The sequence below is a fragment of the Methylobacterium indicum genome, assembly GCF_017347565.1.
Taxonomy (GTDB): Bacteria; Pseudomonadota; Alphaproteobacteria; order Rhizobiales; family Beijerinckiaceae; genus Methylobacterium; species Methylobacterium indicum.
The window spans coordinates 4,526,548-4,547,894 of the sequence record NZ_AP024145.1; the positions used below are offsets into that span (position 1 = coordinate 4,526,548).

Below are 21,347 nucleotides of genomic sequence, written 5' to 3' on the forward strand. Positions count from 1 at the left end.
CCCCCGATGTCCGAGCCGATCGCGTTCCTGGGCAATCTCGATCCCGACGAGGAGGCCGATTTTCTCGCCGCCCTCGGCGCCGCTCTGCCGGAGGAAACCATCCGGCCGTTCCGCACGCTCACGCCCGACGAGCGCGCAACGGTGCGGATCGCCATCGTGGCCAATCCCGATCCGGCCGAGGTGGCGCTGCTGCCGAACCTCGCCTGGATCCAGAGCCTGTGGGCCGGGGTCGAGCGTCTGGTGCGCGACCTCGGTCCGGGGACCGCGCCGATCGTGCGGCTCATCGATCCCGAACTCGCCCGCACCATGGCGGAAGCGGTGCTCGCCTGGACCTACTACCTGCAGCGCGACATGCCGGCCTACCGGCGCCAGCAGGAGACCGCGACCTGGCGCCAGCTCGCCTACCGTCCGCCGGGCGAGGTCCGGGTCGGGCTCCTCGGCCTCGGGGCGCTCGGGAGCGCGGCGGCCGCGCGGCTGGTGCAGGCGGGGTTCCGGGTCGCGGCCTGGACCCGTTCGCCCAAGCCCGTGCCGGCGGAGGTGACGGCCTATTCCGGGCCGGAGGGCTTGCCGGACCTCTTGGCGGCGAGCGACATCGCGGTCTGCCTGCTGCCGCTCACCGAGGAGACGCGCGGCCTCCTCGATGCCGGGCGTTTCGCCGCGATGAGGCCCGGGGCGGCACTGATCAATTTCGGCCGCGGCGCGATCGTCGATACCGACGCGCTCGTCGCCGCCCTCGATACAGGCCGGGTCTCGCACGCGGTACTGGACGTCTTTTCGGTCGAGCCGCTGCCGCCGGATTCGCGCCTGTGGCGCCATCCGGGCGTGACCGTGCTGCCGCACATCTCCGGGCCGACCACGCCGGGCAGCGCGGCGGCGGTCGTCGCCGGCAACCTGCGGGCCTACCGGGCGACGGGGCGCATCCCCGCTTCCGTCGACGTGGCGCGGGGCTATTAGCTCAGGCCACCCGCCTCAGGACCGGGGGCAGGGGCGGGATCACGACCGCCGGCTCGTCGGGGGACCGGGCCTGCTCTGGGCGGTTCGCGCGCTGGAGCCAGGCCAGGGCACTGCGGGCCGCATCCTCGGCCTGGCGCGCCCGCTCCTCGGCGGCGGCGACCCGGGCATCCGCCCCGGTCTCGATCCTTCGCGCCCGCTCCTCGGCCTCGTCGATGCGCTGCCTCGCCTCGTCGAGCCGCTTGTGGGCGCTGCGCAGGAGGCTCCGGGCCTGCGCCTCGCGCCGCCGGATCTCCGCATCGGTCTCCTCGACGATCCGCGCGGCGGTCTGGACCTGGGCGATCAGCCGGTCCCAGTCCCGGGGCGGGGAGCGGCGATCGATGGAGCCCAGGCCGCTCTCCGCGTGGCGCTCGACGACCGACCGGATCACCGCCGCGAGATGCGGGTGGCCCTCCGGCGAGGAGCGATCCTCACAGGCGCTCCGCCGCGCCGCGCGCTGGCTGGCGAAGAAATCGACTCCCATGACGTCCGTCCCGTCGCTCCAGCCGGGTCGCCCCGAATTTCCGTCGCAAGCCTCGCTCATCGTGGTTAATTGACGATTAAATCTGGCAGATCTCGGCCCCATCGCCCTTGGGGAAGGAACCCTTTTCCGCCGATATCGGTGTGTCACGGACGGAACGATCGTGCCCTAGACATTGGAGCCATGCGTCCGGCCGTGGCCGCGACGGCAAGGCTCTACGGAGGAACCGTGAGGAGGGAGCGAGATTCAGCCGCACCGGACATCGCCGCCGACGAGACGCCGCAACCGCCTGAGCCTCTGACTTCCCCCTTAACGTCGCGGTTCCCCGGTGAAACCTCGATCGACCGAGGAGCGATCTGTCGCCAAGCACGATCTGCGGAAAACGCGATGATGTGGAGATGTCCGATGAGGCTCCCGGCGGCCCCATCCCGGGATGCGGTCGAGCGCGCGGGAGACATTGTCTCGACCGCCTGCCAACCATGTCGTGCGAGATGACGGACATCGGGAAGACCCGGAAAAGATCGCCGCGAGCTCGCGTGCGGCCCGACCTTCGCCATTGACGCCTCCGGGTCGCAGGGCTTAACCGACGATCATGCGCAGGGCCTCGCCGCAACGATCGATCGGCCGCGCGACCATCGCCGTGGTTGCGCTCTACGCGCTATGCCTACAGGCTCTGTTCGGCGCGCTCGCGCCGGTGAAGGTCGTCGCGGCCTCCGGCACGGTGATCTGCCAGCACGATGCGGGCGACGGCTCGCCCCGGACCGGCACGCATTGCGCCCTGGCCTGCTGCGTCGCGGCCCATCACGTCGCCCTCGCGGTCCCGGTCCTCCTCGCCTTCGGGTTCGCCTGGGACGGCCCGCGCCCGCCCGAACACGCCCCGCCCGCCGCCGACAAGGTCCCGGCCCGGGCGCCGCCCGACCGCATCGCCAGCCCGAGGGGACCGCCGCAGGCCTGATCGATCCCGTTCGCCATCGATCGCCCGCTTGTTCGGATCCCCAACCCATGTCCGCTTCCTCCGCCGCTCCCGCCACGGGGCGCGCGTCCTCGCGCGGCGTTCCCCTGCAGGGAGGCGCCTTGCGCGACGCGCTCTACCGCGCGGTCTGGCGCTGGCACTTCTATGCCGGCCTTCTCTGCCTGCCGTTCCTGATCCTCCTGTCGGCCACCGGCTCGGTCTACCTGTTCAAGGACGAGATCAACCGGACGCTGTTTGCCTACCGCACGGTAGTGCCGGTGCGCGCGACGCCGCCGCTCTCGCCCGAGCGGCTGATCTTCATCGCCGCCGAGGCGGTGCCGGATGCCGCGCCGAAGACGTTCGCGAGCCCGGACGCCCCCGACCGGGCGGCGATCGTCACCATGGCCGGGCCGCAGGGCAGGACGCTCGTCTATCTCGACCCGTATGACGGCGCGGTGCTGGACCGGGTCGGGCGCGACGCCGAGGCGATGATGGTGGTGCGCCGCCTCCACAGCCTGGCCTATTTCGGCCCGGTGGCGAACGGACTGATCGAGGTCGTCGCCGGCTTCACGGTGATCCTGGTCCTGAGCGGAATCTACCTGTGGTGGCCGCGCGGGCAGGGGGGCGGGGTCGTCACCGTACGCGGGACGCCGCGGCGGCGGGTGTGGTGGCGCGATCTGCACGCGGTCACGGGCTTCGTCGCCGGGGCGGGCCTGCTGTTCCTCGCGACGACCGGCCTGCCATGGTCGATCCTGTGGGGCGATCAGGTCCGGGCGATCTCGAACCGGGCCGGGCTCGGCCAGCCCAGTGCTCTCTGGGCCCGGGTGCCAGTCTCGACCGTGCCGATGGGTGAGGTTCTCGACACGGCAGGCTGGGCGCTGGAAGCCGCGCCGCTGCCGCGCTCGGACAAGCCGTCTGCCGGACGGGATGGGGTTCCGATCGGCATCGACCGGGCCGTCGCGATCATGACCGGGCTCGGCATGCCGGCGGGCTACGAGCTCGCCCTGCCGGAGGGCCCGGCCGGGGTCTACGCGGCCGCCGCCTATCCGCGCGACGTCACGCGCCAGCGGATGATCACCCTCGACCAGTATAGCGGCCGGCCGCTGGTCGATGTGCGCTTCGGCGATATCGGGCTCGTCGGGCGCGGGATCCAGTACGGGATCGGGCTGCACAAGGGCGAGCTCGCGGGGCGGGTGAACCAGCTCCTGATGCTGGCCTTCTGCCTCGCCACGATCCTGCTCGCGGCGAGCGCCGCGGTGATGTGGTGGAAGCGCCGGCCCGCCGGGCGCCTCGGCGTGCCGCCCTGGCCCGGGGACCGCCGGGTCGTCGGCGGCGTCACCGGGATCGTCGTCGCGCTCGGAATCGTCTTTCCCCTCACCGGGCTGGCGATCCTCGCGATGATCGCGCTCGACGCCGCGTTCATGGGCCTGCGCCGCACATCCCGGCGCCCCGCCGCCGCCTGATCCGACGCCGGCGCGACCCGCGCCGGGCCCTCGCATCCTCGTCCCGAGATTCGTTTCGATGCCGCGCCCCTCCGGTTCCGGCCTGCGCCCCCGCGCGCTCGCCCTGCTGCTCGCCACCATCCCCGGTGCCGCCTTTCCCCAGGTTGCCGTCGCACAGGACACCATCGCCCTCGACGAGATCTCGGTCGCGGGCGCGGCGGCGTCCCCAAATCCATCCTCGACGCCCGCCTTCGGGGTCGCGGCACCGCCCGGCTCCGCCCCGAGCGTGATCGAGCGCCCGGTCGGCGAGATCGTCACGGCGATCGGCCGGCGGGACGTGATCGCCAACCGGCCGGCGACCAGCGTCGCGCAGGTGCTCGTCAACAGTCCCGGCGTCACCGTCCGCCAGGGCAACGGGCCCCGCGACGTCGTGGTGTCGATCCGCGGCAACAACGCCCGCTCGACCGGCGTGATCAAGAACATGGTGGTGCTGGAGGACGGCTTCGTCGTCACCCAGCCCGACGGCGCCTCGCGCTTCGACATCACGGATCCGCGGGTCTATTCGCGCATCGACGTCTTTCGCGGGCCGCAATCGCCCCTGTTCGGCAACTACGCCACCGGCGGGGCGATCGCGTTCCGCACCCGCACCGGCCGGGAGATCGACGGCTATGAGGTCGGGGTCGATGCCGGCAGCTTCGGCACCCTGAGCCGGTACTTCACGGTCGGCGGCGTGAGCGGGCCCTACGAGGTCAGCCTGTTCGCCAGCGATTTTCGCAGCAACGGCTACCAGGACCACGCCAGCGCCGACACCCAGACGGTGAACCTGCTGGCGAGCTACACGCCCAGCCCCGACAACCGCTTCACCCTCAAGGTGATCAACAACACGCTGGAGGCCGATCTTCCCGCCCGCTCGTCCCTGGCGCAGTACCGGATCAACCCCTACCAGCGCGGCTGCGCCAGCGCCGCCACCGCGGCGCCCGGCTGCACCACCGTCAACCTCCTGCGGAACGGCGCCTTCGGCGCCACCGTGCCGGTGACGGCCTCCGAGGGCGCCTTCGGCCGCAACGACCGGCGCACGATCATCGCGGCGCGCTGGGAGCACGACATCGACGCGAACACGACCTGGCGCACGCAGGTCGGCTTCGACGAGCGCAACTTCAACCAGCCGTTCTACACGACCTCCTCGCGGGGCAGCTATCCGTCCTACACCGTCCTGTCCGACATCACCCATCGCAGTGAGGTCTTCGGCCTGCCGGTGGTGGGCTACGCGGCGCTCTCCTACAGCGCCATCGACAACCACATCTCGCTCTACAACCGGGCGCCCTATGGCGGGCCGCGCCTCGGCGCGCTCGCGAGCAACCAAGAGGCGGCGCAGTCGAATCTCGGCGGCCGGGCGCGGGCCGAGGTCGCGTTGTCGGAGCGGTGGACCGGCGTGCTCTGCGTCTCGGCCGAGAACACCTGGCTCACGGGCCGCACCCTGACCTACGCCTACTCGGCCGCCGGGACGACCCGGATGGCGGCCGATATCGATCGCAGCTTCCTCAACGTCGCGCCGGAACTGGCGCTGGTCTACCGGCCCGACGACACCCTGGCATTCCGCGGCCGAGTCGCCACCGGCTATGCGACGCCGGCGGCAAGCCAGCTCTTCGTCACCCCGGCCGGCGTGCCGGGCAACAACACCGACCTGCGCACCCAGACCAACCTCGGCGTCGACCTCGGGGTCGACTGGTCGCCGCTGCCGGAGCTGCGCCTCAGCCTGACCGGCTTCTACGAGTTCTTCCGCAACGAGCTCGTCACGCAGTCGCCGGGGGCGGGGCTCCTCAGCTACACCTTCAACGCCCCGGCCTCCGAGCATCGCGGCATCGAGGCGGGGGCCGAATGGGCGTTCTCGCCCGGCTGGCGGGCGACCGCCGCCTACGGCCTCAACGACCAGTTCTACACCCGCTACGTCGAGCAACTGAGCGCCGGCAGCCTGACGGCGCGGTTCGACCGGGCCGGGCGCCTGATCCCGGGGGTACCGGCCCACCAGCTCCTCGCCCGCATCGGCTACGACCAGCCGACGGGGCCGCTGAAGGGGCTCGGCGCCTTCGTCGAGGCGGTCTACCAGGACGGCTTCTTCCTCGACAACGCCAACCAGCTGAAGGCGCCGGGCTACACGCTCCTCAACGCCAACATCCATTACGACACCGACCTCGTCGGGTCCTACGCCAAGCGCCTCAGCCTCTACGTCGAGGTGCGCAACATCCTCGACACGACCTACATCGCCTCGGCCCAGCCGCTGGCGAACTCGCTCAGCGCGGCGACCGGGCTGCAGAACGGGGCGGGGGTGCTCGCCACCACCACCGGCTCGATCTTCGCGGGCGCGCCGCGCAGCGTCGTCGGGGGGATGAAGCTGGCGTTCTGACGCGCCGGGCGACCGGGCGTCAGGCCACCGCCGCCATGGCGCCCGGGGCCTCCCATTCGGGGCCCCAGACCTGCACGACGTGGCCGGGCGAGACCTCGCGGTAGATCCGCTCGGGCGGGACATAGTCGACCGGGCGGATCGGGCTCTTGATCTCGTCGCTGCGCACGGCGTGGAGCTGGCGGCGCCGGCCCGGATCGGGCACCGGCACGGCGGCCATCAGCTTCTTCGTGTAGGGGTGCTGGGGCGCGCCGAAGATCGCCGCCCGGGGACCGATCTCGACGATCTCGCCGAGATACATCACGGCGACCCGGTGGCTCACCCGCTCCACCACCGCCATGTCGTGCGAGATGAACAGGTAGGCCAGACCCAGCGAGGCCTGAAGGTCGAGCATCAGGTTCACCACCTGCGCCTTCACCGAGACGTCGAGGGCCGAGACCGACTCGTCGGCCACGATCAGCCGTGGTTCGAGAGCCAGCGTGCGGGCGATGCAGATGCGCTGACGCTGGCCGCCGGAAAATTCGTGCGGGAAGCGGCTCGCCATCTCGGGCTTGAGGCCGACCCGGCGCAGCAGGTCGGCGGCACGCGCACGCGCCTCCCCGCGCGAGCAGAGGCGGTTGATCAGCAGCGGCTCGGCGATGGCGGCGCCGACGCTCATCCGCGGGTCGAGGCTGGCGAAGGGATCCTGGAAGATCATCTGCATCCGCCGGCGCGTGGCGCGGAGCGCAGAGGGCGACAGGCCGAGGACGTCTTCGCCGTCGAGGAGCACCGCGCCGGCGACCGGCTCGATCAGCCGCAGCACCGAGCGGCCGGTCGTAGACTTGCCGCAGCCCGATTCGCCGACGAGGGCCAGGGTCTCGCCCGCCCGGACCGCGAAGGACACGTTCTCGACCGCGTGGACCCGGCCGCGCACCCGCGAGAGCAGGCCGCCGCGGATGTCGAACCGGGTGGTGAGCCCCTTCACCTCGAGCACCGGCCGCTCGCCCTCGCGCACCGTGTCGGGGAGCGGTGGCGCCGCCTCCGGCTCGCCGGTGGCCCGGTCGACGATCTCGAACCGGGCCGGCCGTTCCGTGCCCTGCATCGCCCCGAGGCGCGGCACGGCGGCGAGCAGCGCGCGGCTGTAGGGATGGGCCGGGCGGCGGAAGATCTGCTCGGTGGCGCCGGTCTCGACGGCGCGGCCCTCGACCATCACCACCGTGCGGTCGGCGATCTCGGCCACCACCCCCATGTCGTGGGTGATGAAGAGGACCGACATCCCTTCCTCCTCCTGGAGGAGCTTGATGAGGTCGAGGATCTGGGCCTGGATCGTCACGTCGAGCGCCGTCGTCGGCTCGTCGGCGATGAGGAGCTTGGGCCGGCAGGCGAGCGCCATGGCGATCATCACCCGCTGGCGCATGCCGCCGGAGAAGCGGTGCGGGTAGTCGTGCACCCGCGAGGCGGCGGCCGGGATGCGCACCTTGTCGAACAGCCGGACGGTCTCGGCCTCGGCCTCTCCATGCGACATCCCGCGGTGGAGCCGCAGCGCCTCGCCGATCTGGAAGCCGACGGTGAGCACTGGGTTCAGGCTCGTCATCGGCTCCTGAAAAATCATCGCGACGTCATCGCCGCGGATGCGTCGCATCTCGGCGTCCGGCAGGCGCAGGAGGTCGCGGCCTTCGAGCAGCACCTTGCCGCCGGTGCGGGTCGCGTCGCGGGGCGTGAGCCGCATGATCGACATCGCCGTGACGCTCTTGCCCGATCCGGATTCGCCAACGAGGGCGACCGTCTCCTTGGGGCCGATGTCGAACGAGACGCCGTGCACCACCGGGCGCCAGGCCTGCTCGGAGCGGAACGCGACGGTGAGGTCCTGGACCGAGAGGATCGGGCGGGAGTGACTTGTAGGCGTCATCGTGGGCTACCCTGCTCACGCACTCTCCCACCCGCGACCTCATCCTGAGGTGCGAGCGGAGCGAGCCTCGAAGGAGACCTCCCGTGGTCTCCGAGGGATCTGGAGGCCTCCTTCGAGGCTGCGCGATCTGCGATCGCCCAGCAACTCAGGATGAGGTCCAGGGTGGGAATCCGGGCGAAGCCTGCCGTCACAAGACCCGCCGCGGATCGAGCGCGTCGCGCAGGCCGTCGCCGATGAAGTTGATCGACAGGACGGTCAAAAAAATCGCGGCGCCGGGAAACAGCGCCCAGTGCGGCGCCACGTCGAGATGGTCCTTGGCGTCGTAGAGGAGCCGGCCCCAGGTCGGGATGTCGGGCGGGAAGCCGAGACCTAGGAACGACAGGGTCGATTCGGCGATGATCGCGGACGAGACCTCGATCGTCGCCGCGACGATGACCGGGCCGATCGCGTTCGGCAGGATGTGGCGGGTGACGAGGTGCCAGGCGGTCGCGCCCTGCGAGCGCGCGGCCTCGACGAACTCCTTCTCGCGCAAGCTCAGGAACTGCGCCCGCACGAGGCGCGCCACCGGCATCCAGCGCAGGCCCCCGATCACCGCCACGATCATCACGAAGACCCCGCCCTCGACCCCGAAGACCTGCTTCAGCTGGTCGCGGAAGAGGTAGATGATCAGCAGGAGCAGCGGCAGTTGCGGCAGCGACAGGAAGAGGTCGGTCAGCCACATCAGGAACGGGTCGAGGAAGCGGCGCGACATGCCGGCGAGCGCGCCGACCACCACGCCGACCAGCGTCGCCACCACCATGGCGGCGAAGCCCACGGCGAGCGAGATCCGCCCGCCATAGATCATCCGGGCGAGCAGGTCCTGGCCGAGATCGTCGGTGCCGAGCGGATGGGCCCAGGACGGGCCCTGGAGGGTGGCCGCGAAGTCGATCTCGTCGATCGCCACCGGCCAGACCCAGCCGCCGACCACGACCGCCAGCACGAGGAAGCCCAGCACCCCGACGCTGACCACCGCGAGGCGGTGTCGGCGGAAGCGCCGCCAGGTATCTCGCCCCGACGCCGCCGGCGGCGCGGGGGCGGCCGTCTCAGCGGTAGGAGATGCGAGGGTCGAGCCAGCCATAGAGGAGGTCCGCGACGAGGTTGAACAGGACGACGAGGCAGGCGAACACGAAGGTGACGGCCATCACCACCGGCGTGTCGTTGGCGAGCATCGCGTTGATGAGGAGCGAGCCGATGCCGGGAATCCGGAAGATCTGCTCGGTGACGATGGCGCCGCCGAATACCGCCGGGATCTGGAGCGCCACCAGCGTCACGACCGGGATCAGGGCGTTGCGGGCGATGTGCCGGACCGTGACGGTGCCGTCCGACAGGCCCTTGGCCCGGGCGGTGGTGACGTAGTCGAGGCGCGCCACGTCGAGCACCGAGGCGCGGACGTAGCGGGTGTAGGACGCCGCCTGGAAGAAGCCGAGCACGCAGACCGGCATGATCGCCTGCCGGACGTGCTCCCAGGCCCAGCGCCAGCCGGTGGCCGAGATGTCGGCCTGGTAGACGAAGGGCAGCCAGTCGAGGGTGAGGGTGAACAGCAGGATGAACAAGAGGCCGGTGAAGAACGTCGGCAGCGAGAAGCCGATGAAGGCGAGCGTGTTGGCGACCTGGTCGAAGACCGAGTAGGGCCGGATCGCCGCCAGGATGCCGACCGGCACGGCGATGAGCAGCGCCAGCACCTGCGACGAGCCGACCACGAACAGGGTCGTGGGCAGCCGCTGCAGGATCAACTCGTCGACATCGACCCGGCTGGCGAAGGAGAAGCCCCAGTCGCCCTGGAGCATCGCCGTCAGCCAATGCAGGTAGCGCACCAGGATCGGGTCATCGAGGCCGAATTTCAGCCGCAGGGCCTCGCGCACCTCCGGCGGCACGTTGGGGTTGGTGGCCAGCTCCCCGAACGGGTCGCCGGGCGCCAGCGCCAGGACGGTGAACAGGATGAGGCTGATCCCGAGCAGGCTCGGGATCGCGATCAGCAGGCGGCGGAGGAGATAGGCTCCCATCGGGGGTTCGTTACGCCTGCTTGTACCACTCGGCCAGGAAGGCCAGCGAGTTGTCCCACCCGCTCGCCGGCGCCTCAAGCTTGCCGTTGATCGCCGAGACCTGGGCGCGGTGGAGCAGCGGCAGGACGTAGTCGGCCACCACCAGGTCGTTCATCTTGACGAACAGGGCGGCCCGCTTGACGAGGTCGAGTTCGCTTTGCGCCGCCTTGTAGGCGGCGTCGACGTCCGGGTTCTGCATCCGGCAGATGTTGCGGCCCTGCCACTTGTTGGCTTTGGTGGCGGCTTCCCAGGAGACGTATTGGAGTGCGAACACCGCCGGATCGGCCTGCGTCATGTTCCAGGTATACATCTCCATGTCGGCGTAGAAATGCGGATAGGTATCCGGGTTCGCGACATCCGAGGAGAAGAATACCGAGCCTGGAACCGACTTCAGCTCCATGTCGATGCCGGCCTTCTGGGCGGCCTGCTTGATGATGGCCTGGGTCTTCTGGCGCGGCGCGTTGATCGAGGTCTGGAAGACGAATCTCAGCTTCTTGCCGTCCTTGGCGCGGATGCCGTCGCCGCCCTTCTTCCAGCCGGCCTCTTCGAGGATCTGCGCCGCCTTGTCGGGCTCGAAGGCGAAGGAGGTGCCCTTCGACACGAAGGGCGCCGGGCCGTTGAAGACGTTGGCGGTGGCTCGCCCCGTGCGGCCGTAGATGAATTGCTGGATCGCCGCCCGGTTGACGAGCAGGTTCATCGCCTTGCGCACCGCCGGATCCGAGAAGGCCGGGTGCTTGGTCTTGAGCGAGGCGCGCTCGCCGTCGACCTCGGTGTTCGGGTCGGTGGCGTTGAGCAGCAGGAACTCGAGGTTGCCGCCGTAATCCATCTTGACCCGGCCCTTGCCCTCGGCCTCGAGCCGCTTGAGGATCTCGTCTTCGACCTGCATGTTCCAGGCATAGTCGTACTCGCCGGTCTGGAGCACGGCGCGGGCGGCCGAGACCGCGTCGCCGCCGCCCTTCATCTCGATCGAATCGAAGAACGGCCGGTTCGGGACGTGGTAATCCGGGTTGCGCACGCCGCGCAGGATGTCGCCGGGGCGGAACTCGCTGAACTTGTAGGGGCCGGTACCGACCGGGGCGAGATTGGCCGGCGCGTCGCGGGACTTGTCGCCGTTGTAATCCGCGAAGACGTGCTTGGGGATGATCATCCCGGCGCTCGACACGAACGCATCGGCCCAGAACGGGGTCGGCTCCTTGAAGGTGAGCTTCACCGTCAGATCATCGACCTTCGTGACCTTGACGTTCATGTAGCTGCCGCCGGTCACCGCGGCGGTGGCCGGGTTGGCGGCGTATTCGGCGGTGAACACCACGTCGTCGGCGGTGAAGGGCTTGCCGTCGTGCCACTTCACGTTCGGCTTCAGTTTCCAGGTGACCGAGTAGCCGTCGGCCGCCACGCCGCCATTCTCCTTCGAGGGGATCTCGGCGGCCAGGATCGGGAAGAGGTTGCCGTCGGCGTCCCAGGCCGCCAGCGGCTCGTAGAAGATCCGCGAGCCCTCCTGGTCCTTGGTGCCGACCGCGAAATGCGGGTTGATCAGGGTCGCGGCCTGCCAGAACAGCAGCTTCAGCGGCCCGCCGCCGCCGGCCTTGGTCGGCTTGTAGGCGTCGCGCAAGGGGCTCGCCGCGAAGGCGACGCCGTTCTGGGCGAGCATCATCCCGGCCATCGGAGCGGTGAGGCCGAGCGCCAGCATCCGGCCCACGAAACCGCGCCGCGACAGGCTGCCGTCCTTCACCTCGCCGATCAGGGTGCGCAGGTCATGCTCGGTTACGCCACGCTCGGTCATCGACAAACACCCTTCTGGCTGGCCTCTCGCGGCCATCAGCATCGCGCCCGCCGCTTGTCCTTACAAGCGGCTCTGCAAAAATCAGCACTAGTTGTTAGCGCTAACGAGATTCCATCAGGCAAAGCCCGGGCCACTTGCCCCACGCCGCGCGTCGATCCAAGCTATTCCGGCTGCGCGCGCCACATCCGCTCCCGCCGCGCTTGAGCCGGCGCGCCGCCTGCATGAGGCTCGCCCGCAAGGCGGCCCGCCGCAGGGGCCGCAAGGGAGTGAACCCCATGGACAACCGCAACGCCGTCTGGCGCCAGGTCGACACCCACAAGGCCCGGCTGATCGCCCTCTCGGACGAGGTCTGGGGCACGCCGGAGGTCTGCTACACGGAGGAGCGCTCGGCCGCCGCGCACGCCGCCGAGCTGCGCCACCAGGGCTTTCGCGTGGCCGAGGCCGCGGCCGGCATCCCGACCGCCGTCGTCGGCGAGGCCGGGGAGGGCGGTCCCGTCATCGCGTTTCTCGGCGAATACGACGCGCTTCCGGGGCTCAGCCAGGAGGCGGGCGTGGCGGCCCATACTCCCCTCCAGCAGGGTGGCCACGGCCACGGATGCGGGCACAACCTGCTCGGTTCGGCGGCACTGCTCGCCGCCACCGCCCTCAAGGACTGGCTCGCCGAGCAGGGGCTCCCCGGCCGCGTGCGCTATTACGGCTGCCCGGCGGAGGAGGGCGGCGCCGCCAAGGCGTTCATGGTCCGCGAGGGGCTGTTCGCGGATGCGGACGCCGCCGTCACCTGGCACCCGTCGAGCTTCTGGGAGGTCTCGCCGCCGCTCTCGCTCGCCAACACCCGGGCCGATTTCGTGTTCACCGGCCGCGCCTCGCACGCGGCGGCGGCCCCGCATCTCGGCCGCTCGGCCCTCGACGCGGTCGAGCTGATGAATGTCGGCGTGAACTACATGCGCGAGCACATGCCGAGCGATGCGCGGGTGCACTACGCCTATCTCGATACCGGCGGCATCGCCCCGAACGTCGTCCAGGCCCATGCCCGGGTGCGCTACTCGATCCGCGCCCGCGACCTTCCCGGCATGCGCGACCTCGTTGCCCGGGTGCGCAAGATCGCCGAGGGCGCGGCCCTGATGACCGAGACGCGCGTGGAGGTGCGCATCGTCAGCGCGGTCTCGAACCTCGTCGGCAACACCCCGCTGGAGGAGGCCCTGCACGGGGTCATGGAGGATCTGGGCGCCCCCCATTTCGACGATTCCGACCGGGCCTTCGCCCGCGAGATCCAGGGCACGCTGACCCCGCAGGACATCGCGGCCGTCTACCGCACCATCGGCCTCCCGGTGACCGACGCGCCGCTGGCCGACTTCCTGGTGCCGCTCGACGCGAACCGCAACCCGGCGATCGGCTCGACCGACGTCGGCGACGTGAGCTGGGTGGTGCCGACCGTGCAGGCCCACGCCCCGACGGTGGCGGTCGGTACCCCGTTCCACACCTGGCAGGTGGTGGCGCAGGGCAAGACCCCGGCAGCCCACAAGGCGATGGTGCAGGTGGCCAAAGCCATGGCGGCGCTCGGCGCCCGGCTCGCCACCGACGCGTCCCTGCGCGAGGCGGCGAAAGCGGACCTCGAGGCCCGCACCGGGCCGGAGGGCTACGTCTCGCCGCTGCCGGCGGAGGTGCAGCCGCCGCTCACGATGTCCGTGGGGTAAAGCGGCTCGCCGCGTCGCGTCCGCTGGGTTAGGCAGGAGAACCCTTTCTCCTGCCCGGACATCCCATGGACCAGACCGAGCCGCCGGCCCCGATCGCCATCGACGACTTCCTGAAGCTCGACGTGCGGGTCGGCACCGTCGTCGAGGCGGCGCCGATCCCCCAGGCGCGCCGCCCGGCCTACCGGCTCGTCATCGATCTCGGCCCGGCGCTCGGCCTGAAGAAGTCTTCCGCGCAGGTGACGGTGCACTACGCCCCCGAGGCTCTGATCGGCCGGCAGGTGCTGTGCGTCGTCAACCTGCCGCCGCGCCAGGTCGGCCCGGTCCGCTCCGAGGTCCTGACCCTCGGGGTGCCGGACGGGGAGGGCGCCGTGGTGCTGATCGCACCCGAGCGGCCTGTGCCGAACGGCGGGCGGCTTTACTGAATCTCACGGAGAGCGAGAGCGTCATGACTACCAGCCACGGACCTCTGCGGGTCGGCATCGGCGGCCCGGTCGGGTCGGGCAAGACCGCCCTGATGGAGGGCCTGTGCAAGGCCCTGCGCGAGCGCTACGACCTCTGCGCCATCACCAACGACATCTACACCAAGGAGGATGCGCGCCTCCTCACGGTGGCCGGCGCCCTTCCGGAAGAGCGGATCATGGGCGTCGAGACCGGCGGCTGCCCGCATACCGCGATCCGCGAGGACGCTTCGATCAACCTCGCGGCGGTGGCCGAGATGCGCCGGCGCTTTCCCGCGCTCGATCTGGTGCTGCTCGAATCCGGCGGCGACAACCTCGCGGCGACGTTCTCGCCCGAGCTCGCCGACATCACGATCTACGTCATCGACGTGGCCGGCGGCGAAAAAATCCCGCGCAAGGGCGGTCCCGGCATCACCCGCTCGGACCTCCTCGTCATCAACAAGACCGACCTCGCGCCCCTCGTCGGCGCCGATCTCGGGGTGATGGAGGAGGACACCAAGCGGATGCGGGGCACGCGGCCCTACGTCTTCGCGTCCCTGCGCCACGGCGACGGCGTCGAGGCGGTGGCCCGCTTCGTGGTGGAGGCCGGGGGGCTTTAGTGCTCCTCGACCTCCTGCACTGGCTCGTCCAGCCCGCGACCCTCGCGGCGCGGCGCCTCGGCCATGCCGGCGAGAGCGTGCGGCTCGCCTCGCGCTCCCGGCGCTGCCGCGGGGCCTGGGCGCCGCACCTCGCCGCCGCGCGGGATACGGTCCGGGCGGCGATGGCGGATCTGCCCCGCCGCGACACCGCCGTGGTGCTGGGCGCGGGCCTCCTCGACGACGTGCCGATCGACGACCTGGCCGCTGCCTTCCGCCGGGTGGTGCTCGTCGACGCGGTGCATCCCTGGCGCGGCCGGTGGCGGGCGCGGCGCCATCCCAACGTCGTGCGTCTGACCTTCGACCTCAGCGGCATGCAGGACCTGATGCTCGGCCATGGCGAGACCGTCGGCCCGGTCCTGCCGCCGGTCTGCCGCGAGGCCGATCTCGTGATCTCGGCCAATCTCCTGTCGCAGCTGCCGATCCTGCCGGTCGCGCGTCTCGAGGCGACGGGCCGGCTCGGCCCCTTCACGGATCCCGACGCCTGCGGGCGCCGCATCGTGGCGGCGCATCTCGCGGCGCTCGCCGGACTCCCCGCCCGCATCTGCCTCGTCGCCGACCGCGACGAGACCGAGGAGGACCGGGACGGGCGGGTGATCGAGCGCCTGGACCTGCTCTACGGGGTCGATCCCGGTTCCGCGCCGCGGAACTGGGACTGGATCCTGGCGCCGTTCGGCGAGGAGGCACGGGACCGGCGACTGGTCCATCGCGTCTCGGCCTGGCCGGACTGGCGACCGCCGGCATGACGGGAAGGCATGCAGGGGCGCGCCGGGGACGGGTTCGCGCGGGGCCGGGCAGGGGGCTAAGCGGACTTGCGTTGGCAGGCCAACGCTTCGCCCGCTTAGGTTCTTGTTTTGTCGCAGATTTTTGCCGCCGAACCGGTGTCCACTTCGGCGAAATCTGCTTAGGGTCGGGTTCCGGTCACGTTCCAGACCGTCGATCCAGGCGCGCGACCCTCGTCGCCCGCGGGAGGAAGGACACCCCCATGACCCGCGACGGCAGCGCGGCACCCGAAGACGCGGCGCCGGAGGACGCCTATTGGCGGCGCAACCTCGCGGTCTGCGTGTTCGGCTCCTTCACCACCCTCGTGGCGATGACGCTGCTGCTGCCGTTCCTCCCGCTCTACGTCGAGGAACTCGGGGTCAAGGACCAGGCGGCGATCGTGCAATGGTCCGGCGTCGCGTTCGGGGCGACCTTCTTCAGCGCCGCCCTGGTGGCGCCGCTCTGGGGGCGGCTGGCCGACCTCTACGGCCGCAAGCTGATGCTGATCCGGGCAAGCCTCGGCATGGCGGTGGCGATGTCGCTGATCGGGCTCGCCGGCGACGTCTGGCAGCTCGTCGGCCTGCGCCTCCTCGCGGGGCTGCTCGGCGGCTACGCCTCGGGCTCGACGGTGCTCGTGGCGACCCAGACCCCGAAGGACCGCTCGGCCTGGGCGCTCGGGATGCTCGGCTCCGGCATCATGGCGGGCAACCTCGTCGGGCCGCTCGTCGGCGGGGTGCTGCCGCCGCTGATCGGCATCCGGGCGACGTTCTTCGCCGCCGGCGGGGTGATCTTCCTTGCCTTCCTGGCGACGCTTCTCCTGATTCGCGAGGCGCCGCGCCCGCCGCGCGCCGCGCGGGCCTCGGCGAGCTTTGCCGCCATCCCCGACAAGCGCCCGGCGCTCGCCATGCTGGCGACCGGGATGCTCCTGATGCTGGCGGTGATGTCGATCGAGCCGATCATCACCGTCTACGTCGCCGAACTGACCCCGGACCCGGCCCGGGTCACCCTGATCGCCGGGCTCGCCATGTCGGCGACGGCCCTGGGGAGCATCCTGTCGGCGCCGCGGCTCGGGCGCCTCGCCGACCGGATCGGCCCCTGGACCGTCATCACCGCCAGCCTGACGGTCTGCGCCCTGCTCCTGGTGCCCCAGGCCCTGGTGACGCGCGACTGGCAGCTCGTCGCTCTGCGCTTCCTGATGGGGCTGGCCCTCGGCGGGCTCCTGCCCTGCATCGCCAGCGTGATCCGGCATTCGGTGCCCGACCGGGTCGCCGGGACGGTCTTGGGCTACTCGACCTCGTCGCAATATGTCGGGCAGGTGGTGGGCCCGCTGCTCGGCGGCTTCATCGGCGGGCATATCGGCATGCGGGCGGTCTTCCTCGGCACCGCCGTGCTGATGGCCTTGGGCGCCGCCGGCACCGCACTCGCACGGCCCAAGGGAGTGAAGCAGTGACCGACGACGGCCTGGTGCGGCGCAGCCTCGCGATTGGCGATTCGTCCGGCGGGCACCTCGCCGCGCTCGAATTCGGGCCGGCCTCGCGCCCGTCGGACGCGATCCTGCTGCACGCCAACGGCTTCAACGCCCGCACCTATCGCAGCCTCGTCGCGCCGCTCGCCGACCGGTCCATCCTGGCCTACGACCAGCGCGGCCACGGCCGCTCGACCCTGCCGGCCGAGCCCGCCGGGCGGATCGACTGGTGGGACGTCACGCGCGACCTGATCGCCGTGCTCGACCGGCTGGAGACCGGTCCGCTCGTGCTGATCGGTCACTCGATGGGCGGCACCGCCTCGCTGCTCGCCGCCGCCGAGCGGCCGGAGCGGGTGCGCCGCCTCGTTCTCCTCGATCCGGTGATCCAGGCGCCGGAGCGGCGCGGTGAGGGCCATGCCGGTCTCGCCGAAGGCGCGCTCAGGCGGCGCAGCGACTTCCCGTCCCGCGAGGCGGCACTCGCCGCCTACCGGGGCCGGGGCGCCTTCCGCACCTGGCCGGAGGCGCCGCTCGCCGATTACGTCGCGGACGGATTTCGCGACGTCCCGGGCGGGGTGACGCTCGCCTGCACCGGCGCCTGGGAGGCGTCGAGCTACATGGCGCAGGGGCACGACCCGTGGGCCGCCCTCGCCCGCCTGTCCTGCCCGGCGGAGATCCTGCGCGCCGAGACCGGCAGTACCTGCGCCCTCGCGGACAGCCCCCGTCCGGGAATCACGGTCGAGACGGTGCCGGGTACGACCCACTTCCTGCCCTTCGAGGCGCCCGAGCGGGTCCGCGCCGCGATCCGGCGGGCCATCGCCTGAAGAGACCCGCCTGCTGCCGGAGGGCGGTGAGGCGCCGGAGCATTTTCCGACGAAGTGGATACCGGTTCGTCGAAGAAAATGCGGCAAAATCAAAAGCCGAGAGAGCTTCGCGATTGCAGCGCGATCGAGACGCTCTCTAGCCGAGGTCCCCCGACCAGGCCCCCGAAACGACGACGGCGCCGGCCCCGCTCGGGACCGGCGCCGCCTCGTCATCCGCCGAGGCGGATCAGAGCGGCCGCTTCAGCATCCGGGCGACGAGGCCCAGGATGCCCTCGCGAAAGACCAGCACGCAGACCACGAACACCACGCCCTGAATGATCGTCACCCAGGCGCCGAACTGCGCCAGGTAGTTCTCCATCGCGATGATGACGAAGGAGCCGAGGATCGGACCGAACACCGTGCCCATGCCGCCGACCAGCGTCATCAGCACCACCTCGCCCGACATCGACCAATGCACGTCGGTGAGCGAGGCGAGCTGGAACACGATCGCCTTGGTCGAGCCGGCGAGCCCCGCGAGCGTCGTCGAGAGCACGAAGACCGCGAGCTTGTACTGGTTGGCGCGGTAGCCCAGCGAGATCGCGCGGGGCTCGTTGTCGCGGATCGCCTTCAGCACCTGGCCGAAGGGCGAGTGGATGATGCGGTAGATCAGCAGGAGGCCGAGGAAGAAGATCACCGCCACGAGGCCGTAGAGCACCCGGTCGTCGGCGAGGCTGATGACGCCGAACAGGTTGCCGCGCGGAACCGCCTGGATGCCGTCCTCGCCGCCGGTGAACTTGGCTTGCAGCGAGAAGAAGAACACCATCTGGGCGAGCGCCAGGGTGATCATCGAGAAGTAGATGCCCTGGCGCCGGATGGCGAGCGCCCCGAAGACGAGGCCGAGAAGCGCCGCCATCAGGGTCCCGCCCAGGATCGCGAGTTCCGGCGTCAGGCCCCAGTTCTTGGCGGTGTAGGCGGTGACGTAGCTCGCCATGCCGAAATAGGCGGCATGGCCGAAGGACAGGAGGCCGCCGTAGCCGAGCAGCAGGTTGAAGGCCAGCGCGAACAGCGCGAAGCACAGCACCTTCATCAAGAAGACGGGATACAGGATGAAGGGCAGCACCGCGAGCAGGACCGCGATGATGACGAAGACGAGGCGGTGGAACGCCTTGGCGTCCCGGCCCTCGGGCAGGGTGGCGGCGATCGGGGTGGCGTCGGTGGACGCCGCGGCGGAGGACATGGGGGGTGTTCCTTCAGGCGTGGCGGGTCAGGCGGTGCGGCCGAACAGGCCGGCGGGCTTCACCAGCAGCACCAGCACCATGATGACGAAGATCACGGTCGAGGAGGCTTCCGGATAGAAGACCTTGGTCAGGCCCTCGACCAGCCCGAGGCTGAATCCGGTGATGATCGAGCCGAGGATCGACCCCATGCCGCCGATGACCACGACCGCGAACACCACGATGATGATGTCGGCGCCCATGTTCGGGTTCACCGAATAGACCGGCGCGGCGAGCACGCCCGCGAAGGCGGCGAGCGCCACGCCGAAGCCGTAGGTCAGCGTCAGCAGCAGCGGCACGTTCACCCCGAAGGCCTGGACCAGGGTCGGGTTCTCGGTGGCCGCGCGCAGGTAGGCGCCGAGCTTGGTCTTCTCGATGACGAGCCAGGTGGCGATGCAGACGACGAGCGAGGCGACGACGACCCAGCCGCGATAGTTCGGCAGGAACATGAAGGGCAGGCGCTGGCCACCCGAGAGTTCGGAGGGGATCGCGTAGGGCAGGCCCGACACGCCGTATTCGTTGCGGAACAGGCCCTGGATGATCAGCGCGAGGCCGAAGGTCAGGAGCAGGCCGTAGAGGTGATCGAGCTTGTAGAGCCGCGAGATCAGCAGCCGCTCGAGGATCACCCCGAACAACCCGACGATGATCGGCGCGAGGAGCAGCGCCCACCAGTAGCCGAGGCCGGCGTAGTTCAGCAGCATCCAGGCGACGAAGGCGCCCATCATGTACTGCGCGCCGTGGGTGAAGTTGATGATGTTCAACAGCCCGAAGATGATCGCCAGCCCGAGCGACAGGATGGCGTAGAACGAGCCGTTGATGAGGCCGAGCAGGAGCTGGCCGAAGAGCGCCTGCATGGGGACGCCGAGGATCGTGGGCATGGGGTCTGGCGACTCGCGTGGGGACCGGGCCTGGTGCGGATGGGGCCGGCGGCGCCGCGAGGCGCCGCCGGAAGGAGCGTCAGCTCTTGTTCACCAGCGGGCAGTTGCCCTGGTTGAGCGGGCGGAAGGCCTCGTTGCCGGGAATGGTCGCCAGGGTCTTGTAGAGATCCCAGGGGCCCTTCGACTCGGCCGGCTTCTTCACCTCGAACAGGTACATGTCGTGGATGGTGCGGCCGTCGGGGCGGATGTTGCCCTTGCCGAACAGGGGATCGTCGGTCGGGATCTCCTTCATCCTGGCGACGACCTTGCCGCCGTCGGAGGCCGACTTCAGCGCCTCGACCGCCTTCAGGTAGTGCAGCACGCTGGCATAGACGCCGGCCTGCACGGCGGTCGGCTTCTTGCCGCCGTTCTGCTTGGCGAAGCGATCGGAGAAGGCGCGGGTGCCGTCGTTGAGGTCCCAGTAGAACGGCTCGGTCAGCACCAGGCCCTGCGCGATCTTCGGGGTCAGGGCGTGGATGTCCGAGGAGAAGATCAGCAGGCCCGCGATGGCCTGGCCGCCCTCGGTGATGCCGAACTCGGCCGCCTGCTTGATGGCGTTGATGGTGTCGCCGCCGGCATTGGCCAGCCCGATCACCTTGGCGCCCGAGCCTTGGGCCTGGAGCAGGAAGGACGAGAAGTCGGCGGTCGGGAACGGCGTCTTGACCGCGCCGACCACCTTGCCGCCGTTCTTGTTGACGACCTCGGTGGTGTCGCGCTGCAGCGCCTGGCCGAAGGCGTAGTCGGCGGTGAGGAAGAACCAGGTGGTGCCGCCGCGCTTGACCATGGCGCCGCCGGTGCCGTTCGCCAGCGCCACGGTGTCGTAGGTCCAGTGGACGGTATTGGGCGAGCATTGCGGGCCGGTGAGATCCGCGGTGCCGGCGCCCGAATTGACGAAGGCCTTGTTCTTCTCCCGCGTCACCTGGTTGACGGCGAGCGCCACCGAGGAGGTCGGGACGTCGAAGATCGCATCGACCCCGTCGCGGTCGTACCATTGCCGGGCGATCGAGGCGCCGACATCCGGCTTGTTCTGGTGGTCCGCGGCGACGATCTCGACCTTCAGGCCCTTCTCGGCGGCCTTGAAGTCCTCCACCGCCATGCGGGCGGCGACGACCGAGCCCTCGCCCGCGATGTCGGCATAGACGCCCGAGCGGTCGTTCAGCACGCCGATCTTGACCGGTGTCTGCGCGAGCGCTTGGCCGGCGGCAACGGCGCAGAGGGCGCTGGCGAGCAACAACCGTTTCAGCATCGTTCTACCTCCCTGTGGATGCCGCCCGCATGCGACGGCGTTCGGCTGGTGAGTCGGGCGGGCTTCGCGCGCCGCGACGGC

The 21,347-nt window shown here is 70.6% G+C and carries 18 protein-coding genes; 10 read left to right on the plus strand and 8 right to left on the minus strand.

Going from position 1 to position 21,347, the window contains the following annotated elements; genetic code table 11:
- Positions 1 to 6: 6 nt before the first annotated feature.
- On the plus strand, positions 7 to 954 hold the full coding sequence (locus miv_RS20990; protein WP_207178657.1) for a 2-hydroxyacid dehydrogenase: 948 nt from the start codon (positions 7 to 9) through the stop codon (positions 952 to 954).
- A gap of 1 nt (position 955) precedes the next feature.
- On the opposite strand, the gene miv_RS20995 is transcribed toward miv_RS20990, so the two are convergent.
- Positions 956 to 1,474, minus strand: a complete 519-nt coding sequence (locus tag miv_RS20995) for a hypothetical protein (protein ID WP_207178658.1) — start codon at positions 1,472 to 1,474, stop codon at positions 956 to 958.
- A 589-nt stretch (positions 1,475 to 2,063) separates the two neighbouring features.
- Between miv_RS20995 and miv_RS21000 the strand changes: the two genes are divergently transcribed.
- From miv_RS21000 to miv_RS21010, 3 genes are read left to right on the plus strand one after another with little or no spacing between them, the layout of a single operon-like run.
- Positions 2,064 to 2,426: a hypothetical protein gene (locus tag miv_RS21000; protein ID WP_207178659.1), complete on the plus strand. Its 363-nt coding sequence runs from the start codon at positions 2,064 to 2,066 to the stop codon at positions 2,424 to 2,426.
- A gap of 47 nt (positions 2,427 to 2,473) precedes the next feature.
- On the plus strand, positions 2,474 to 3,886 hold the full coding sequence (locus miv_RS21005) for a PepSY-associated TM helix domain-containing protein (protein ID WP_207178660.1): 1,413 nt from the start codon (positions 2,474 to 2,476) through the stop codon (positions 3,884 to 3,886).
- A gap of 58 nt (positions 3,887 to 3,944) precedes the next feature.
- Complete coding sequence (locus miv_RS21010; protein WP_207178662.1) at positions 3,945 to 6,269, plus strand: TonB-dependent receptor family protein; 2,325 nt, start codon at positions 3,945 to 3,947, stop codon at positions 6,267 to 6,269.
- A 19-nt stretch (positions 6,270 to 6,288) separates the two neighbouring features.
- On the opposite strand, the gene miv_RS21015 is transcribed toward miv_RS21010, so the two are convergent.
- From miv_RS21015 to miv_RS21030, 4 genes are all read right to left on the minus strand, one after another.
- Positions 6,289 to 8,154: an ABC transporter ATP-binding protein gene (locus miv_RS21015; protein WP_207178663.1), complete on the minus strand. Its 1,866-nt coding sequence runs from the start codon at positions 8,152 to 8,154 to the stop codon at positions 6,289 to 6,291.
- 187 nt (positions 8,155 to 8,341) lie between these two features.
- A complete protein-coding gene (locus miv_RS21020) occupies positions 8,342 to 9,271 on the minus strand; it encodes an ABC transporter permease (protein WP_207178664.1) in 930 nt (309 codons plus the stop codon).
- Positions 9,237 to 10,196, minus strand: coding sequence for an ABC transporter permease (locus miv_RS21025; RefSeq protein ID WP_207178665.1), 960 nt, complete (start codon positions 10,194 to 10,196; stop codon positions 9,237 to 9,239). Before miv_RS21025 ends, miv_RS21020 begins: the two co-directional genes overlap by 35 nt.
- A gap of 10 nt (positions 10,197 to 10,206) precedes the next feature.
- Positions 10,207 to 12,015, minus strand: a complete 1,809-nt coding sequence (locus miv_RS21030) for a peptide ABC transporter substrate-binding protein (protein ID WP_207178666.1) — start codon at positions 12,013 to 12,015, stop codon at positions 10,207 to 10,209.
- 275 nt (positions 12,016 to 12,290) lie between these two features.
- On the opposite strand from miv_RS21030, the gene miv_RS21035 reads away from it, so the two are divergent.
- The 6 genes from miv_RS21035 (at position 12,291) to miv_RS33405 (ending at position 17,850) form a co-directional block, all read left to right on the plus strand.
- Positions 12,291 to 13,709 carry a M20 family metallopeptidase gene (locus miv_RS21035; protein ID WP_207178668.1) on the plus strand — a complete coding sequence of 473 codons (1,419 nt, stop codon included), beginning with the start codon at positions 12,291 to 12,293 and terminating at the stop codon, positions 13,707 to 13,709.
- A 65-nt stretch (positions 13,710 to 13,774) separates the two neighbouring features.
- Positions 13,775 to 14,131 carry a tRNA-binding protein gene (locus miv_RS21040; RefSeq protein WP_207178669.1) on the plus strand — a complete coding sequence of 119 codons (357 nt, stop codon included), beginning with the start codon at positions 13,775 to 13,777 and terminating at the stop codon, positions 14,129 to 14,131.
- A gap of 23 nt (positions 14,132 to 14,154) precedes the next feature.
- Positions 14,155 to 14,766 carry an urease accessory protein UreG gene (ureG, locus tag miv_RS21045; protein ID WP_048426109.1) on the plus strand — a complete coding sequence of 204 codons (612 nt, stop codon included), beginning with the start codon at positions 14,155 to 14,157 and terminating at the stop codon, positions 14,764 to 14,766.
- Entirely contained in the window at positions 14,766 to 15,548 is a 783-nt protein-coding gene (locus tag miv_RS21050; protein ID WP_207178670.1) for a hypothetical protein, read from the plus strand. The genes ureG and miv_RS21050 overlap by 1 nt, the downstream gene beginning before the upstream one ends.
- Positions 15,549 to 15,787: 239 nt before the next feature.
- Entirely contained in the window at positions 15,788 to 17,014 is a 1,227-nt protein-coding gene (locus tag miv_RS33400; protein WP_244748633.1) for an MFS transporter, read from the plus strand.
- Positions 17,011 to 17,850: an alpha/beta fold hydrolase gene (locus miv_RS33405; RefSeq protein ID WP_244748634.1), complete on the plus strand. Its 840-nt coding sequence runs from the start codon at positions 17,011 to 17,013 to the stop codon at positions 17,848 to 17,850. Before miv_RS33400 ends, miv_RS33405 begins: the two co-directional genes overlap by 4 nt.
- A gap of 226 nt (positions 17,851 to 18,076) precedes the next feature.
- Here miv_RS33405 and miv_RS21060 read toward each other — a convergent pair whose 3' ends face one another.
- The 3 genes from miv_RS21060 to miv_RS21070 form a co-directional block, all read right to left on the minus strand.
- Entirely contained in the window at positions 18,077 to 19,066 is a 990-nt protein-coding gene (locus miv_RS21060) for a branched-chain amino acid ABC transporter permease (RefSeq protein ID WP_048426113.1), read from the minus strand.
- Between the two features lie 27 nt (positions 19,067 to 19,093).
- Entirely contained in the window at positions 19,094 to 19,981 is an 888-nt protein-coding gene (locus tag miv_RS21065; RefSeq protein ID WP_048426114.1) for a branched-chain amino acid ABC transporter permease, read from the minus strand.
- 79 nt (positions 19,982 to 20,060) lie between these two features.
- The gene (locus miv_RS21070; RefSeq protein WP_207178671.1) at positions 20,061 to 21,266 is read right to left on the minus strand and encodes an ABC transporter substrate-binding protein; all 1,206 of its coding nucleotides are present in this window, start codon (positions 21,264 to 21,266) and stop codon (positions 20,061 to 20,063) included.
- Positions 21,267 to 21,347 lie beyond the last annotated feature (81 nt).

What these genes read in the sequence shown, in the direction of transcription:
- miv_RS33400 (WP_244748633.1), top strand. Translation starts at nt 15,788, where the DNA reads ATGACCCGCGACGGCAGCGCGGCACCCGAAGACGCGGCGCCGGAGGAC.
- miv_RS21005 (WP_207178660.1), top strand. Translation starts at nt 2,474, where the DNA reads ATGTCCGCTTCCTCCGCCGCTCCCGCCACGGGGCGCGCGTCCTCGCGC.
- miv_RS20995 (WP_207178658.1), bottom strand. Translation starts at nt 1,474, where the DNA reads ATGGGAGTCGATTTCTTCGCCAGCCAGCGCGCGGCGCGGCGGAGCGCC.
- miv_RS21060 (WP_048426113.1), bottom strand. Translation starts at nt 19,066, where the DNA reads ATGTCCTCCGCCGCGGCGTCCACCGACGCCACCCCGATCGCCGCCACC.
- miv_RS21015 (WP_207178663.1), bottom strand. Translation starts at nt 8,154, where the DNA reads ATGACGCCTACAAGTCACTCCCGCCCGATCCTCTCGGTCCAGGACCTC.
- miv_RS21040 (WP_207178669.1), top strand. Translation starts at nt 13,775, where the DNA reads ATGGACCAGACCGAGCCGCCGGCCCCGATCGCCATCGACGACTTCCTG.
- miv_RS21030 (WP_207178666.1), bottom strand. Translation starts at nt 12,015, where the DNA reads ATGACCGAGCGTGGCGTAACCGAGCATGACCTGCGCACCCTGATCGGC.
- miv_RS21025 (WP_207178665.1), bottom strand. Translation starts at nt 10,196, where the DNA reads ATGGGAGCCTATCTCCTCCGCCGCCTGCTGATCGCGATCCCGAGCCTG.
- miv_RS21070 (WP_207178671.1), bottom strand. Translation starts at nt 21,266, where the DNA reads ATGCTGAAACGGTTGTTGCTCGCCAGCGCCCTCTGCGCCGTTGCCGCC.
- miv_RS21000 (WP_207178659.1), top strand. Translation starts at nt 2,064, where the DNA reads ATGCGCAGGGCCTCGCCGCAACGATCGATCGGCCGCGCGACCATCGCC.
- miv_RS21035 (WP_207178668.1), top strand. Translation starts at nt 12,291, where the DNA reads ATGGACAACCGCAACGCCGTCTGGCGCCAGGTCGACACCCACAAGGCC.
- miv_RS20990 (WP_207178657.1), top strand. Translation starts at nt 7, where the DNA reads ATGTCCGAGCCGATCGCGTTCCTGGGCAATCTCGATCCCGACGAGGAG.
- miv_RS21010 (WP_207178662.1), top strand. Translation starts at nt 3,945, where the DNA reads ATGCCGCGCCCCTCCGGTTCCGGCCTGCGCCCCCGCGCGCTCGCCCTG.
- miv_RS21020 (WP_207178664.1), bottom strand. Translation starts at nt 9,271, where the DNA reads ATGGCTGGCTCGACCCTCGCATCTCCTACCGCTGAGACGGCCGCCCCC.
- miv_RS21065 (WP_048426114.1), bottom strand. Translation starts at nt 19,981, where the DNA reads ATGCCCACGATCCTCGGCGTCCCCATGCAGGCGCTCTTCGGCCAGCTC.
- ureG (WP_048426109.1), top strand. Translation starts at nt 14,155, where the DNA reads ATGACTACCAGCCACGGACCTCTGCGGGTCGGCATCGGCGGCCCGGTC.